The sequence below is a fragment of the Leisingera sp. NJS204 genome (genome assembly GCF_004123675.1).
Classification (GTDB): domain Bacteria; phylum Pseudomonadota; class Alphaproteobacteria; order Rhodobacterales; family Rhodobacteraceae; genus Leisingera.
Window position 1 is genome coordinate 2,317,891 of the sequence record NZ_CP035417.1, and the last position, 15,549, is coordinate 2,333,439.

Annotated in this window: 13 protein-coding genes; 8 read left to right on the forward strand and 5 right to left on the reverse strand. The window is 60.6% G+C overall.

Annotated features, from left to right (window positions below; genetic code table 11):
• Positions 1 to 1,521: an aromatic amino acid ammonia-lyase gene (locus ETW24_RS11355; protein ID WP_164982737.1), complete on the forward strand. Its 1,521-nt coding sequence runs from the start codon at positions 1 to 3 to the stop codon at positions 1,519 to 1,521.
• A gap of 228 nt (positions 1,522 to 1,749) precedes the next feature.
• Here the strand turns inward: ETW24_RS11355 and ETW24_RS11360 are convergent, their stop codons facing one another.
• The 3 genes from ETW24_RS11360 to ETW24_RS11370 form a co-directional block, all read right to left on the reverse strand.
• Positions 1,750 to 4,704 carry an SdrD B-like domain-containing protein gene (locus ETW24_RS11360; RefSeq protein ID WP_129371163.1) on the reverse strand — a complete coding sequence of 985 codons (2,955 nt, stop codon included), beginning with the start codon at positions 4,702 to 4,704 and terminating at the stop codon, positions 1,750 to 1,752.
• Positions 4,705 to 5,229: 525 nt separating this feature from the next.
• Positions 5,230 to 7,713, reverse strand: coding sequence for a PAS domain-containing hybrid sensor histidine kinase/response regulator (locus ETW24_RS11365; protein WP_129371164.1), 2,484 nt, complete (start codon positions 7,711 to 7,713; stop codon positions 5,230 to 5,232).
• Positions 7,714 to 7,738: 25 nt separating this feature from the next.
• The gene (locus ETW24_RS11370; protein WP_164982738.1) at positions 7,739 to 8,236 is read right to left on the reverse strand and encodes a molybdopterin-dependent oxidoreductase; all 498 of its coding nucleotides are present in this window, start codon (positions 8,234 to 8,236) and stop codon (positions 7,739 to 7,741) included.
• A 322-nt stretch (positions 8,237 to 8,558) separates the two neighbouring features.
• Here ETW24_RS11370 and ETW24_RS11375 point away from each other — a divergent pair, with 322 nt between their 5' ends.
• A complete protein-coding gene (locus ETW24_RS11375) occupies positions 8,559 to 9,173 on the forward strand; it encodes a response regulator (protein WP_129372909.1) in 615 nt (204 codons plus the stop codon).
• 36 nt (positions 9,174 to 9,209) lie between these two features.
• On the opposite strand, the gene ETW24_RS11380 is transcribed toward ETW24_RS11375, so the two are convergent.
• Positions 9,210 to 10,439 (reverse strand): cytochrome P450, encoded by a 1,230-nt coding sequence (locus ETW24_RS11380; RefSeq protein ID WP_129371165.1) that lies wholly within the window; start codon positions 10,437 to 10,439, stop codon positions 9,210 to 9,212.
• 163 nt (positions 10,440 to 10,602) lie between these two features.
• On the opposite strand from ETW24_RS11380, the gene ETW24_RS11385 reads away from it, so the two are divergent.
• The 3 genes from ETW24_RS11385 to ETW24_RS11395 all read left to right on the forward strand — a co-directional run bounded on the left by ETW24_RS11385 (position 10,603) and on the right by ETW24_RS11395 (position 11,680).
• Entirely contained in the window at positions 10,603 to 10,932 is a 330-nt protein-coding gene (locus tag ETW24_RS11385) for a TfoX/Sxy family protein (RefSeq protein ID WP_129371166.1), read from the forward strand.
• Between the two features lie 69 nt (positions 10,933 to 11,001).
• Positions 11,002 to 11,172, forward strand: a complete 171-nt coding sequence (locus tag ETW24_RS11390) for a YqaE/Pmp3 family membrane protein (RefSeq protein ID WP_129371167.1) — start codon at positions 11,002 to 11,004, stop codon at positions 11,170 to 11,172.
• On the forward strand, positions 11,165 to 11,680 hold the full coding sequence (locus ETW24_RS11395) for a DUF4112 domain-containing protein (protein ID WP_129371168.1): 516 nt from the start codon (positions 11,165 to 11,167) through the stop codon (positions 11,678 to 11,680). Before ETW24_RS11390 ends, ETW24_RS11395 begins: the two co-directional genes overlap by 8 nt.
• A gap of 53 nt (positions 11,681 to 11,733) precedes the next feature.
• Here ETW24_RS11395 and ndk read toward each other — a convergent pair whose 3' ends face one another.
• Positions 11,734 to 12,156: a nucleoside-diphosphate kinase gene (gene ndk / locus ETW24_RS11400; RefSeq protein ID WP_019298521.1), complete on the reverse strand. Its 423-nt coding sequence runs from the start codon at positions 12,154 to 12,156 to the stop codon at positions 11,734 to 11,736.
• Between the two features lie 271 nt (positions 12,157 to 12,427).
• On the opposite strand from ndk, the gene ETW24_RS11405 reads away from it, so the two are divergent.
• The 3 genes from ETW24_RS11405 to ETW24_RS11415 are packed head-to-tail and all read left to right on the forward strand — an operon-like array spanning position 12,428 to position 15,530.
• On the forward strand, positions 12,428 to 14,287 hold the full coding sequence (locus tag ETW24_RS11405) for an ABC-F family ATP-binding cassette domain-containing protein (protein WP_129371169.1): 1,860 nt from the start codon (positions 12,428 to 12,430) through the stop codon (positions 14,285 to 14,287).
• A complete protein-coding gene (locus tag ETW24_RS11410; RefSeq protein WP_129371170.1) occupies positions 14,284 to 14,904 on the forward strand; it encodes a MarC family protein in 621 nt (206 codons plus the stop codon). The genes ETW24_RS11405 and ETW24_RS11410 overlap by 4 nt, the downstream gene beginning before the upstream one ends.
• Before the next feature lie 44 nt (positions 14,905 to 14,948).
• The gene (locus ETW24_RS11415; protein WP_129371171.1) at positions 14,949 to 15,530 is read left to right on the forward strand and encodes a retropepsin-like aspartic protease family protein; all 582 of its coding nucleotides are present in this window, start codon (positions 14,949 to 14,951) and stop codon (positions 15,528 to 15,530) included.
• Positions 15,531 to 15,549: the final 19 nt, after the last annotated feature.

Sequence of the window (15,549 nt, forward strand, 5' to 3'; positions counted from 1 at the left end):
ATGAAAACGCTAAGACTGGATGGCACGTCGCTGACGGTTGCGGATCTTGACCGGGCCGCGCATGGGAACTGGCAGCTGGACCTCGCCCCGGAAGGGCTTGCCAGAATGAGCCGGACACATGCGCTGGTCGCGCGGGCCATCGCAGGAAAAATCCCGGTTTACGGCGTGACAACCGGATTGGGCGCGCGGGCGACCGAGGTATTAGGTGCAGACGCACTTGCTGATTTTTCACTGCAGACGCTGCGGGGACGTGCCCATGCCATCGGCCCATTGGCCGCGCCCGAAGTGGTGCGGGCAGGTTTGATCGTCCGGCTGAACACGATGCTCGGCGGTTACAGCGCAGCCCGGCCCGAGGTCGCCCGGCATATTGCCACCTGCCTGAATGCGGGTCTTGTCCCGGTGACCGGCTCCCTTGGGTCAATTGGTGCGGCGGATCTGGTGCTGAATGCCGCAACCGGGCTGGCGCTGATCGGCGAAGGCGAGATGTATGCCGGCGATGGCAGCATCGGCCCCAGCGCCGAACTGATGCAAGCTCATGGGATTACGCCCTTAAAGCTGGCACCGCGCGACGGGCTGGCGCTGGCCAATCACTCCTGTGCAACCGCCGCCAGGGCCGCGCTGACCGTGTCCAAAGCCGCAACCGCCTTTGAAGCGGTGCAGACTTCTGCCGCGATGTCGATGGAAGGGTTCCGGGCGAATACCGGTCCTTTGGACGAAACCATTTTGTCCATTAAACCCCATCCCGGCCATCTGAAGGCAGCATCGGGCCTGCGCAACCGGCTGGCTGGCAGTGCGCTGTTTGAAACCGGCCAGGCCCGGCGCCTGCAGGATCCGCTGTCGTTTCGCAATGTTGCGCAGATCCATGGCACCGCCAAAACTGCGCTGGACCGGGCCATGGACTGCGTGCAAATCGAGATCAGCAGTGCCAGCGACAATCCGGTTGCCCTGGCCGAACGCGAGAAATTGGTGTCTTGCGGCGCCTATTTCACATCCGAGATTACCAGTGCTGCCGAAACCCTAAGCCGGTCGTTTGTCCCATTGGCCATGGCACAGCTTGCCCGCGCCGCCAAACTTCTGAACCCCGAATTCAGCGGCTTGCCCAGTTTTCTGGCAATGCCGGACAGCGCCTCCAACGGGTTCGCCCCGGTCATGAAGGTGGCCGAATCCCTGGTCGCCGAGATCGCGCATGCCGCCCAATCGATACCGGTTTGGCCCAGCGTGAATGCAAATGGAGTGGAAGATTGCCTGACAGGTTCCCCGGCAGCCGTCAGCGCGCTGGACAGGATCGCTGACAATGTCTTTCACCTGACGTCGATTGAATTACTGATTGCCTGCCAAGCGATAGAGCTTCGCAAGCTCAGCAGCAATTGCGGTGGGTTTCTCGCTGGTATGAACTATCAGGTCCGAAAGATCTCGCCCGCGCTGCGCGACGACCGGCCGCTTGCCAAAGATATCGAAAACCTGTCAGCCACCCTGAAAGAAAATCGCATCGCTTTCTGCCCCCCTGACGCAAGCGAATGAACACTTCAGATGCGGCGACCTGATTGCAAAGGCACGATCCGGCCGGCAATCAGCCCCGCCCAGGCGACACAGGTTTTTGGAGTGGTGACTTAAAACATGGCTGAAATCTGCGGGGGCCGCTTTTGCAATTACCCTCGCCGCGGCTGCGTGCAGCAAACGGTATAGTTGTTTTTTGAAGCCTGAAGCGCGGTAAGGAGTTATTGCCGCGCCTCATTTTTGATCAAGCCCCTACGCGAAAGTAAGGTCGATATTTTCGATATTTGCGATATCCAGTGCGATTGTCGAGAAGCTGTAGCTTGATACAACACCATTGGTGTCATCCGCATTTGCAGCCAGCGACATCAGATAAGCATCAACTTCGACTTGCATCGCAGCAAAGTCCGCAGCAGCCACCTGCACCTCAAGCGTATCGATACCTGACTGCCCGTCGATCAGATCGCGCACGCCATCCGCCTGGAAGTCGCGCCAGACAAAAACGTCATCGCCATCACCGCCAAAGGCCCTGTCTGCACCCTCACCGATACGGTTGATTTCATCATCGCCTTGGCCTGCAAAGATCAGCTCGTTTCCAACATTGCCGTCGATCGTGTCATTGCCGGCGCCCGCGAAAATGAAGTCGTCGCCCGGATTGGCACTGATGTCGTCATCACCGTCGCCGCCCAGAATCTGGTCATTGTCACCGCTGCCCGCGATCGTGTCATTGCCGCCGCCGCCGGAAATGAGGTCATTGCCGCGGTTGCCCGACAGATCGTCATCCCCTTCTCCGCCGATGATCGTGTCATCGCCAGCCGAACCTTGGATCGAGTCGTTGCCGCCCGCCCCGTTGATGCCATCATTGCCGCCGCGGCCAGCGATGGTGTCGCCGCCGCTGCCGCCGATGATGATGTCATCAAGGCCTGAGCCTTCGAAGGTTTCGCCCCCGTCGCCCAATATCACGGCGCCCGGCGCTGACGCGTCCGGAGCCGCAATATCGCCCAACAGAAGCTCGGCTGTCGCCATCCGGCCCTGGCTGTCAACAACGGTATAGCTCACAACGTCAAACCCGCCGGTTGCTTCCGCAGTGGCGGTGTAGGTGATCTGGCCGTCCGGCTCGACTGACGCCGTGCCAAACTGCCCGTCTGTAACAGACATGACAACCGGCGTGCCGGGGGCCTGACCCGGATTGTCGTTGGCCAGCACGTCAACACTCACGCTGCCGTTCAGTGCTGGCAGATCAGCGGTATCATCACTGGCCGAAAGGATCAGGGAGGAGATCAGAACGTCCTGATCGTCAAACTGCAGCAGTTCCACATCAATCAACAGGTCTTCACCATCCGGCCCCGTCACTGTGAGCGAACTTCCGTCCAGTGCATTCAGTGTGATCGTGTAATCCGCAGCCGCACCGCCGAAGATTGCGGTGTCGAAATCGAAACTGCCGTCGATCGTGTCATTGCCGGCGCCTCCGATGGCTGTGTCATTGCCCCGGCCCAGGTCGATGAAGTCATCGCCGCCGCGCGCATCAACCAGATCATTGCCGGAGAACCCGCGGAAATTGTCATCCGTGTCGCAGCCGATGAGCACATCATCTACCCCCGACTCGCCGAAGATGTTTCCGCAGGGGCGGATACCGGCATCGACATCGCTGGCAGCCTCGCCTTTGCCGATTTCGATTATCTCGACCTTGCCAGCGGCAGTAACATCGGAGTCGATTGTATCATCGCCTCCCTGATCCTGAGCGACGAAGCCGAAGCCGTCGACCTCAGCAAACAAGACTTCATAAGTGCCCGGCTCCAGGTCAGTGAACGCATAGAAGCCATCGGCATCCGTCGTCGTGGTGGAAACCTCGCCCGTATCAAGGTTCGTCAAAGTGACTTCTGCGTTGGCCACACCTGGTTCGCCATTGTCAGTATCACTGCCATCCGTGTCTTCGAAATACCGGCCTGAGAGCGAGCCGGGCTGCGGGTCGACAACACCCAGGTCGATATCAGTTTCCGTGTTCGCACCAACAGTGATCACACCCGACATGCCGTTTTCATCAACATCTGAATCGACCGCATCGTCCGAGCCGGCGTCCTGAATGGTGAATTCGGTGCCGTCAGGCGCCACACCCATGATCTTGTAATCACCGGCTTCAATTCCGTCGAACCGGTAGTTCCCATCGGCATCGGTGGTGGTGGTTGCCACGACAACGCCGCCGGCATCAAGCAGCTTGATCGTGACATCAGCCTTGCCAGGCTCCGGGACCACTTCTTGCTGGTCCTGGCCTTCAAGAACGATGTTATCGATGCGCACATATTCGTAGCCATCGCCCTTGGTCTTGATCGTGATGTCTTCCCCATTGCTGATGGCAACATCCTTGATGACATAGGTTGAAAAGCCGCCATCATTCGACCCGCCGCCGTCTGAATCGGCATCCAGCCGGATTGCTTCGACTAACTGACCATCCACTTTCAGCTTGATCTTGCTTTGGCCGTCGTTTTCATCCTGCACGCGTATCTTTACGTCGTAGACACCGGTTTTGCCGTCAAAGGTGGTGCACAGCGTGCCGTAGCACCCTGGATAAGCCAGCTTGACAAGCTCACCGCCGGACGCCTGGTTGCCGTCCACCGTCTTAAAGCCGCTCTTGTGCATATTCTCGGCTTCGATCTTGTAATCGCAACCTGGGATGGTGGTCACCTCCCCGTTAATGCCGTCGCAATCCAAATCGCAGAAAACGGTGCCTGAAATGGATCCCGTTTCAATTTTGTCACCCGCGCCAAGGCATTTGTAGTCAACCCAGTTACCTTTGACGCCGCAGGTCTTGACCACAGTCAATTCAACCCCGGCCGGGGGAACATCATTGTAGAAGGTGAAATAGTCTTCGCCCTGTCCCGGGGCGTCATGGCCTTCAATCTCGATTTCGATCAGGTAATAGGTATTGCCGTCCGAGCCTTTCAGGACGTGATAGCTTTCGGCATACATCTTCCCGCCTGCCGGTTCACCATCGACATAAGCGTTTTGGCCGTACCTGTCATCCGCGCGTTCGTTACTGTAATAGTCGCCTGACAAAAAATAGTCGTTGTCTTTTGTAGACAGGCATACCGTGGCGCTTGCCGGCATGCTGAAGGTGTCACCGTACCCAAAGCTGGATCCATTTCCTCCTTGATCCAAAAGATCTGCTTCGGTAAATGCAGTCCATTCGTAATTCCGGTAATTGTAGGTCACTTTCACTTCCCCCGATCAGGCGCAACTCGTTACAAAAAACGCCCCGGGGAAAGGCCCGGCTTCCAGGCCGTTTAAACGCATTCCGCAACACAGACTGCCCGCAAAACCGGGTTCGACGAAACCGGCTGCGGCTCTCACTGAGTAATGGAATTTGTTCATTTCGGCCAAGTACGGCTCGGTCTGTCCCCCGGCAGCGTGTTTTCCCAATTCTTGACCACCGGAAACAACACTTCGCTTCTGGCAGCCACCTTCTAAACTAAAGCGCAAATTTTTTTGTCAATGGGAGAAAGCACCCAACCGGTTGCGCAAAACAATGGAGCGTGCCTCCAAATGCGGCCGGAGCCTTGTCAAACATGCTTTAAAAACAACCTCTATCGCCGTAACAGACCGGTCTTCCAATCGCTGCCAAAGGTCAAAAAAAGAACACCGTAAAAGCGGATCCCAATCTGTTTTCCAGATTAAACTGGAATGGGAGAGGCGCGCCCGGCGGTTTCTGCCCCAGCAGCCGCTGGCAAGGAAACCGGTTTATACGTGCAAATGAGGGGCCAGAACCAGTGCTGCGCTGGCCCAGGCCTGCTGAAACGGCGCAACCGGAGGCGTTCCCCCTTCTTCCGCCGTCTCGATCGCCAGCATCGCCGCGCGCAGGCCGGACAGGCCCAGAACTGCCGCCGACCCTGCCAGCCGGTGCGCCTCTTTGCGCTGGTCATCGTCTAGAACCGCGCAATCCTGCAGCCCGTCCTGGAGCTGATTTACCTCGTCGCAAAAGGAAGCCAGAAAGCTGCGTGCCCGGTCTTGCCCAAGGGCTTCAAAAAACTGGTGGATGTCCGACTGCGTTCCGGGCAGCACCTTGACCCCGCTGCCTGCCCGGCGGTCTATCACTTCAGCCAGCTCAGCCTTGTTGGCCGGTTTGGTAAGAACTTCGGCAAACCCGGCATCCAGAATGCGGGCGTGGTCCTCCGCGGCGGCATGCGCGGTGAGCGCCACAATGTCGGTGCCCTCGGCCAGCTGCTGGGCGCGGATCCGGCGCAGCGCCTCGATCCCGTCCACCTGCGGCATGCTGATGTCCATCAGAATCAGATCGAACCGCCCCTCTTCTGCGGCCTGCACAGCCTCGGCACCGCCCGGCACAGCCGTCACCTGATGTCCCTCCTGGCGCAGCATCGTGGCCAGAAGCTCCCGGTTGATGTCGTTATCCTCGGCGATCAGCAGACGGCAGGCGCCGTTCCGGCAGGGTTTGTCCTGTGCTGCCTGGCGCGGCGGCGCCTTGGCCGCCGGTAACGCCAGTGAGATGGTGAAAAGGCTGCCCTCACCCAGCTCGCTTTCGCATGCAATCGTACCGCCCATGGCCTGCACCAGGCGCTTGGTGATTGCCAGTCCCAGTCCCGTGCCCTCGCTGCCACGGCCATAGCTGGAATCCAGAGTGATAAAATCTTCGAAAATCCGGTCAAGGTCGCCAGGCGAGATGCCTTGGCCGGTGTCCGCGACATGGAATTCCACCGTTTCCCCGTCCGGCAGCCGCATTACATCCACACTCACCGCGCCATCGCTGGTGAACTTCAAAGCATTGCCAATCAGGTTCAAAAGCACCTGCTGCACAGCCCGCGGCCGCCCGGCCACCACCGGCTTGCCGCCCAGGCTGCAGTGCAGAGACAGATCGATCCCCCTGCCCTTGGCGCTGGCCTGCTGGCTTTCAATCAGACCGCTGATCAGCTCCTCCAGATCAAAGATCCGCCGTTTCTCAGTTTCGGCGCCGGCCTCCAGCCGCGACAGCTCCAGCACGTCATTCACATGCTGCAGCAGCAAGCCGCCCGAAACCCGCATCGCCTGCAAGTAGCGGCGCTGCTCCGGTGTCGGTCCGGTTCCCTCGATCAGATCGATAGCCCCCAGAACCCCGGTCAGCGGGGTGCGCATCTCGTGGCTCATCACCGTCAGCAGGTTTTGCTTGGCGCGCTCGCCGGCCAGTGCGTCGTCCCGCGCCCGCCGCAATTCCTCTTCCGCAGCGATCCGCTCGGAGATGTCGCGCAGGAAGCCAACAAAGACCAGTTCGTTTCCCGACTGGCTGACCGACACAGACAGCTCTACCGGGAACAGCTCGCCGGACTTACGCCGCGCTTCCAGCTGCAGCCGGCCTTTGCCGGCCACCTGCGCCTCACCGGTTTGCAGAAACCGTTTCATGCCGGCCTGATGCGCCTCCTGCAGGTGGTCCGGCACAATCAGGCTGACCATCTGCTGGCCCATGGCCTCAGCCTTGCTGTAGCCGAACACCGTTTCCGCCGCCCCGTTGAAGGCAAGAATGCTGCCGTCCGCACCAACCACCAGGATCGCATCCAGCGAGGAGGCAATCATCGCCTCCATCCGCGCGGCAGAGCGGCTGCGCTCCGCTGCCAGCCTGCGGCCTTTGCGGTAGAGCCGCCCAAGCAGCAGCGCCGCCAGCGCCAGCGCCAGCACCAGGGCCAGCACCACCCAGCCCAGACGCGTCAGGATGGTGAACAGTTTCAGCCGCTTATCCTTGGAATCCTCCACCTGCAGCACGACACCAAACAACGCAAGTTCACGCACATCACCGCTGTTTTGCGCCAGCTCGGCGGCAAGCTCCGGCAGGCTGTCCAGCAACGGCCGGCTGCCACTGTCAATAACCGCCGCCATGCGGTCCAGCCGGTCCTGCATCTGCTGCAGCAGGGCTGCACCTGCCGGGCTTTGGCGCAAATCCTCAAACAGCGGGCTTTCGCGGAACGTGGCAATCCGGCTGTAGTAAACATCGAACTGGCGCCGCAGGCGGCGCAGATCCCCAGGCGCGCTGGCCGTCAGAACCGCCGCCTCCAGCTTGAGATGCTCAACTTCGGCCTGGGACAGGTTCCATTGCATATTGTCTGTTGCCGCGGTCGACAGCCCGCCCAGCTGCTGCAGCACCTGATGCCCGAGCCGCACAGACTGCGCAGCCAGCGCTGCTGCAATTGCCAGCACCAGCGCTAAAACCCAGCGCGGCATCGTTGGAAATCCGCGCAGCATCACCTGACTGCTCCCTGCCTGCCATTCACGGCTGAATTACGATCCGGTCCAGTTGCCAAATACTGCGCGAAAAGACTTCTTCGGTGCGGTAGGCCGGGTTGCTGTCATAAGGATACACCACCCATAGCGGCCCCTTGTTGCGCAAGGACATTTCCGCGCCGTTACGCTCAAAGGCGACAATCGGGCCACCGTCAACCGCATCCGCAACAGGGATTTCCACCGCATAGTCATTCACCGCATACGCTACAAGCCGCCCGCTGCTGACATCCATCCGCCCGACCAGAACAGCCAGCGGCACGCCGGTGAACTGCTGCGGCCCGGTGGTCCAGATGGTCTCCGTCTCAAAGGTGACCGGAGCCAGCGCACGCAGATCCTCAATCGTGTACTGCGCTGCAGGTTCCGCCGCGCCCTCCACTCCGACCGACAGCAGCACCGGTTGCGCTTCATCCGCAAAAACTGCGGCTGCGCACGCCATGACTGCAAGCGAAGCCAAGGCCGCGACCTGCGAAATCAATCCTCTCATTCCAGCACTCCTCATTTGATGCCGTTTCCGTAACAGCCAGGCTAAGCATGGCACATCCGCTCCGCCCGAAAACCGGCACCTGAGGATAGGTTCATGACCTTTCGTATAGGGTGCACAACCGCCAGAGTAGCGCCATCAACCCTAATGTTGGCTTACCAGAGGCCGTCGGAACGTCGTAATATCGGTAAAATTTCCAGTACTCGCACAGGAGCAGCAGCAGATGTTCACACCCCAGACCAGTCCGCAATCCAAGGTTGACAGTTTTGAAACCCTTGTCGCTGTAGACTGGGACCGGGAAATAAAGAACAGGTCTAGTGGCTACATGCGCATTTTGCTGGCAGACGATCATGATATGGTCCGCGAAACAATCTCCGCCTACCTCAAATCCGAGGGCGGTGCTGAGGTCGCTTTGGCGACTGATCTGCCTGGTGCGATCGCGCAGATTTGCGAACTGGGCCCCTACGACCTGGTGCTTCTTGACTTCAATATGCCCGGCATGATGGGGCTCGACGGCCTGGCCAAGGCGCTGGAGGCCAATGGCGGCAAGGGCGTGGCCATACTGTCCGGCAGCGCGCCCGCCCGCACCGCGCAGGAGGCCCTGGATGCCGGCGCCATCGGCTTCATCCCCAAGACCATGGGCGCGCAGTCACTGCTCAATGCCGTGCGCTTCATGAGCGCGGGAGAGATCTATGTGCCTGTAGATCTGATGCGCGAAGACGCCTCGGCAAAAACCCATCCGCTGGCCGAAAAACTCAGCCCGCGTGAACTGGAAGTGCTGAACGGGTTATGCCGCGGCCTGTCGAACAAGGAAATCGCCCGCGAGCTGGAGCTGCAGGAAGTGACGATCAAACTGCATGTGCGCACGCTTTGCCGCAAGCTGGAGGCCAAAAACCGGACCCAGGCCGCGCTGACCGCCAAGGCGGCCGGGCTGTTCTGAGCCGGCCTGCCTGACAGCGCCCCTGTCGACCCTTATTCACTCCATTTCCGCCGGCAGTGCCGCATAGCCGCGAAAGCGGATTCGCCCGCCCGGCACCCGGCCGGGCAACAGGCGATAGCCCGGGAAACGGTGCAGCAGGCGTTCAATGGCGATCCTCCCCTCCAGCCGCGCCAGCGTCAGCCCGACGCAGACATGCGGCCCGCCGGCAAAGGCCAGATGCCGGTTCGGCGTCCGGTTAACATCAAAGACACCCGGCTTTTCAAACACCTCCGGATCGCGGTTCGCCGCCCCGATCAGCAGATGCAAGTTGGTCCCCGCAGAGACTTTCAGTCCGCCGAATTCCACATCCGCTGTGGTTTCCCGGTTGCCCAGCTGATTGGGCGACCGAAAGCGCAGAACCTCCTCGATGGCAGGTTTGATCAGCTCCGGCTGCTCCAGCAGCCGCTGCTTTTGGTCCGGATGGTCATTCAGCAGCGCCAACCCGTTGCCGATCAGATTGGTGGTGGTCTCGTGACCTGCATTCAGTATAAAGATGCAATTCTGGATCAGCTCAACCTCGCTGAGGGCGCTATCCGCCCCCTCGCCGTTGATCAGCCGTGTCAGCACGTCGGTGTCAATGTCCCCTGGTTTGGCCCGCCGCCGGGCGATCAAATCCTGCAGGTAGGCCTTGAACTCCTCCACCGCCCGGTGCCCTGCGGCCAGCTGATCAGCATTCAGCGCTGGCTCCAGCGCGCCCAGGATGGCCAGCGACCAGTCACGTAGCGGCGCCCGCTCCGCCATCGGCACGTCCAGCAGATTGCCGATAATCTGGATCGGAATGGAGGCGGCAAAATCCTCGATCAGGTCCACATTGGCTGCGCCCGCCATTCTGTCCAGCAAGCGGTCAACCGTCTCAACCAGCCCCGGTTCCATCCTGGCAATTGCCCGCGGCGTCAGCGCCGAGGTCATGATCCTGCGCACCCGCGTATGCAGCGGCGGATCGGAAAACACTAGCGAAGTGGTGTGATGCTCAAACAATGGCGAACCCGCGCCGAATTTTGGCGCAAAAGCTTTCTTCTTGTCCGAGGAAAACAGCGTGGTGTCCCGGTAAACCCTGTCCAGATCGGCATGGCGGCAGACCAGCAGTGACCCATCCGGCTGCGGCAGCACCGGCGCCTCGCGCAGCAAAGCATCGTAAATGGGAAAGGGATCCTCCAGAAAACCCTCAGGCGGGTTCGCCAGATTAAACTCCTCAATATTCACAGATACTTGCTCTCCGCTGCTCATCCGACACCCTCCCGCTGGCCATTCCGGTCAGGGTTTCTGCAGGAAATGCGACTGTCAATCCGCCATTGCGGCAAGAAACCCAGCGTCAGTACGATGCCCCGCAATATACGGCGACGCCCGATTACAGCGTGACAACGGCACCGGGAACAGGTAGAAACAAAACATGAACACACCAATTTCTTCCATCCGAAACCTTGGCCCCGCGTATGAGGAAGCCTGCCACCGGGCCGGCATTTCGTCCGCCGAGGATTTGCGTGCCATCGGCGCTGACGCGGCCTATGCCAAACTTCTGAAAACCGGTACCCGGCCGCATTTCATCGGCTACTACGTGCTGGTGATGGCGCTGCAGGGGCGGCCTTGGAATGATTGCAAAGGCAAGGAAAAAGAAGAGCTTCGCCAGCGCTTTGACGAGATCAAGGCCAGCAGCATTGACACCCATCAAGCAGCATTCGAGGCAACCTTGGACATGATCGGCGTTGTCGCGCGCAAATAGCTGGATGGAACCAAATGGGGTATCCGGGGGTTGGTTCATCAACGGGACATTAACCAAAGGAGATCCTCGATGGACCTGATCCGGATTATTTTTGCAGTCATTCTGCCGCCGCTTGGCGTGTTTCTGCAGGTCGGCCTGGGCAAGCATTTCTGGCTCAACATCCTGCTGACGATCCTCGGCTATATTCCGGGCATCGTGCACGCTGTGTGGATTATCGCGAAGACGCCTGAACATGCCTGACACCGCGCATCACGAAGACCGCCTACAATCATTGCAGCGCCTGGCACACCGCATGGACCGGGCATTCCGCATTCCCTTAATCGGAACGCGGATCGGCTGGGACAGCATTCTGGGTCTCATCCCGGGCGTGGGCGACGCGGTGGCGCTGCTGCCTGCGGGCTATATCCTGCTCTCGGGACACCGCATGGGTGCTTCAAAAGGAACGCTGGCGCGCATGGCCGCCAACATCGGCATTGATGCGCTTGTTGGCACGATCCCGCTGGCCGGCGATCTTTTCGACATTGGCTGGAAGGCCAATACCCGCAACGTCGCCCTGCTGCGCCGCCACTTGGAACAATCAGCCGCGCAGGATGAGCCGTTGGCGAAACGTCTTGCGCGGCGCGGCTTTTCCACCCTGGTTGCGCCCAAGGACTTGGCTGCCTTCAGCCGCTTCGCCACGCGGAAACGGCCCCGCAGACCGCGCAACCGGCAGCACAGCGGGCTTAGAACCGCTTTCTCCAACTCATAAAAAAACCGCGCCAGTCGCCCGGCGCGGCCTTCAGTCATCGCTAAGCCTGCGGCTTAGCCGACCAGCTCGAGGCCGGAGAAGAAATAGGCGATCTCGACAGCGGCGGTTTCCGGTGCGTCGGAACCGTGCACGGAGTTTTCGCCAACCGATTCAGCAAATTCGGCGCGAATGGTGCCGGCCGCGGCGTCCGCCGGGTTGGTGGCGCCCATCACTTCGCGGTTTTTGGCAATGGCGTTTTCGCCTTCCAGAACCTGCGCGACGATCGGAGCGGAGGCCATGAATTCGCACAGTTCGTCGTAGAAGGGACGCTCGGCGTGCACTTTGTAGAACTCGCCTGCCTGGGCTTTGGTCAGGTGAATGCGCTTTTGCGCCACAACGCGCAGGCCGGCTTCTTCGAATTTGGCGTTGATTGCGCCGGTCAGATTGCGGCGGGTTGCGTCGGGCTTGATGATCGAGAAAGTGCGTTCCAGTGCCATGGGGCAGACTCCTGTGCTGAAAAGCCGGACATCATGCCCGGCCCGTTACGAATTGCCGCCCCGATAGCATGGCTCTGTGACAGGATAAAGAGGGGATTACGCAGCTTTGACGCAGCAGCAAGGGCGGCGCGCAGCCCGTTGGCTTTGCCTCCTGAGCCTGCGCCGGTCTTGCCGCGCATCTGCAATAAGCCGGCCACAGCCAGCCACGTCCGGCACCCGCACATGGCCTGCCCCATTGACAAGGGCCAGACAGTACCCCAGTGCAAGGCCCATGTTACGTATCAGCGATATATCCTATGCGGTCGAAGGCCGTCTTTTGTTCGATGGCGCCAGCGCCACGATCCCCACTGGCCACAAGGTTGGATTGGTCGGCCGCAACGGCACCGGCAAAACCACGCTGTTCCGGCTGATCCGCAATGAGCTGTCGCTGGAATCCGGCGCCATTTCACTGCCCAGCAAAGCGCGGATCGGCGGCATTGCCCAGGAAGCGCCATCCTCCAACGTGTCGCTGATCGATACGGTGCTTGCCGCGGACACTGAACGCGCCGAATTGATGGCCGAGTCCGAGACCGCGCAGGATCCCGGACGGATTGCCGAAATTCAAACCCGGCTTTCAGATATCGACGCATGGTCGGCCGAGGCACGTGCCGCTGCCATCCTCAAAGGTCTCGGGTTTGATTTTGCCGCCCAGCAACGCCCTTGCTCCGACTATTCGGGCGGCTGGCGGATGCGGGTGGCCCTGGCTGCGGTGCTGTTTTCACAGCCTGACCTCTTGCTGCTGGACGAACCTACCAACTACCTGGACCTTGAGGGCGCGCTGTGGCTTGAGGCCTATCTGGTCAAATACCCGCACACCGTGATCATCATCAGCCACGACCGCGAGCTGCTGAACCGCTCGGTGAACGGCATTCTGCACCTCGAAGAGCTGGGCCTGACCTATTACTCCGGCAACTATGACCAGTTCGCCCGTCAGCGCGCCGCCAACCGGGCCAATCAGGCCGCACAGGCCAAGAAACAGGACGCCCGCCGCGCCCATCTGCAGGCCTTTGTCGACCGGTTCAAGGCCAAGGCGAGCAAAGCCAAACAGGCGCAAAGCCGGGTCAAGATGCTGGAGAAGATGGAGACCATCCGCGCACCCGAAGACGCCGCGCGCACCGTTTTCACCTTCCCCGAACCCGAGGAGCTGTCGCCGCCGATCATCGCGACCGAGGGCGCCTCGGTCGGCTATGACGGCACCCCGATCCTCAGTCGGCTGGATCTGCGCATTGATCAGGACGACCGTATCGCGCTGCTTGGCAAGAACGGAGAGGGCAAATCCACCCTGTCCAAAATGCTGTCAGGCCGTCTGGATGTGATGGCCGGCAAGATGACCCAGTCCGGCAAGCTGCGGATCGGTTTTTTTGCCCAGCACCAGGTGGATGAGCTGCACATTGACGAAACGCCGCTGCAGCATTTGCAGCGCGAACGCCCGAACGAAGGCCAGGCCCGCCTGCGCGCCCGGCTGGCCGGGTTCGGACTGGGGTCGGATCAGGCTGATACCGAGGTCGGCCGTCTCTCCGGCGGGCAGAAGGCGCGGCTGTCGCTGCTGCTGGCCACCCTGCCCGCTCCGCATCTGCTGATCCTCGATGAACCGACCAACCACCTGGACATCGAAAGCCGCGAGGCGCTGGTCGAAGCGCTGACCGCCTATTCCGGCGCGGTCATTCTGGTCAGCCATGACATGCACCTCCTTAGCCTGGTCGCGGACCGGCTGTGGCTGGTGTCCGGCGGCACAGTGAAACCGTTTGAGGGCGATCTGCCGGCCTACCGCGATCTGCTGCTGACGCGCGACAAACCCGCAGGCAAATCCAAGACCAAGGCCAAGGCCGAAAAACCAAAGCGCCCCAGCCGCGAAGCCATTCAGGCCCTGCGCGCCGAGGTCCGCAAAGGTGAGGCGCGCCTGGAAAAAGTCAGCGAAATGCGCGACAAGCTGGCCAAAAAACTGGCAGACCCTGCTCTTTATGACGATGGACGCAAAGACGAAGCCATTGTCTGGCAGCGCAAATATGCCGAAGTCATGGAAGCCCAGGACCGCGCCGAGGAGCTGTGGCTGAAAGCGGTGGAGAAACTGGAAAAAGCAGAGGCGCAATGATCGACACGGCCTTTCTGATCACCTCATTTGTCACGTTGTTTGTCATCGTTGACCCGATTGGGCTGACACCGATCTTTCTGGCGCTGACACAGGGCATGACGCCCGCACAGCGGCGTGCGATTGCCCTGCGTTCGACCATCACCGCAGCAATTCTGCTTGCGCTGTTTACGGCACTTGGCGAAGCGGTGCTTGGCTTTGCAGGCATTTCCATGGCTGCCTTCCGCATTGCCGGGGGTGTGCTGTTGTTCCTCACTGCGCTTGATATGCTGTTTGAACGCCGCAACAAGCGGCGCGAAGACCGCAGCGAAGAGGATGATTTTGACGACCCGTCCATCTTCCCGCTGGCGATCCCGCTGATTGCAGGCCCCGGCTCCATCGCCACTGTCATCCTGCTGGCGGGGCAGCAGCCTGGCATTGCAGGCTTTGCCATGGTGATGGGCGTGGTGGTCGCAGTGCTGGCGATCCTCTTGGTGATGTGCCTGTTTTCCGGCCTGTTCGAACGCTTGCTGGGCAAGACCGGCATCACCGTTGTGACCCGCCTTCTGGGCATGCTGCTGGCGGCGCTTTCTGTCCAGTTCGTGCTCGACGGACTGCGCGCTTTTGGATTTGCAGGCTAGCATAACGCCCCGGCCCGCCTACATTATATTCAGGAGGTGCGCAGATGGGCGAGTTTGAGATCGGGCGGGTTATCTATCTGGTTGTCCTGCTGGTTGCAGTGGGATCCTGGGTCTTTGTGCAGAACCGCCAATCCATCGGCAAGACACTGCAGATGTTTGCGGTCTGGGGATTTATCTTCCTTGGTGTGATCGCCTCTTACGGGCTGTGGGAGGACATTCGCCAAACCGTGCGCCCGCAGCAAAGCGTGGCGGTGGAGGCCGGACGGGTCGAAGTGCCGCGCGCGCCGGACGGGCATTATTATCTGACCCTTGAGGTGAACGGCGCTGCCGTCCCGTTCCTGGTAGACACCGGCGCCAGCGAAGTCGTGCTGAACGCGCGCGATGCAGAGCGTGCCGGCATTGACACCGGCAGCCTCGCCTATCTCGGCCGCGCCCGCACCGCCAATGGTGAGGTGCGCACAGCCTCGGTCTGGATCGAAGAAATGTCGCTGGGCGGCATCACCGACACGGATGTGCGTGTTTGGGTTAACCAGGGCGAGCTGGAGCAATCCCTTTTGGGCATGGGCTATCTGCAGCGCTGGTCCAGCATCGAAATCCGCAATGGCGCATTGGTGCTGACCCGCTGATCATGCGCCTTGCGGCGCA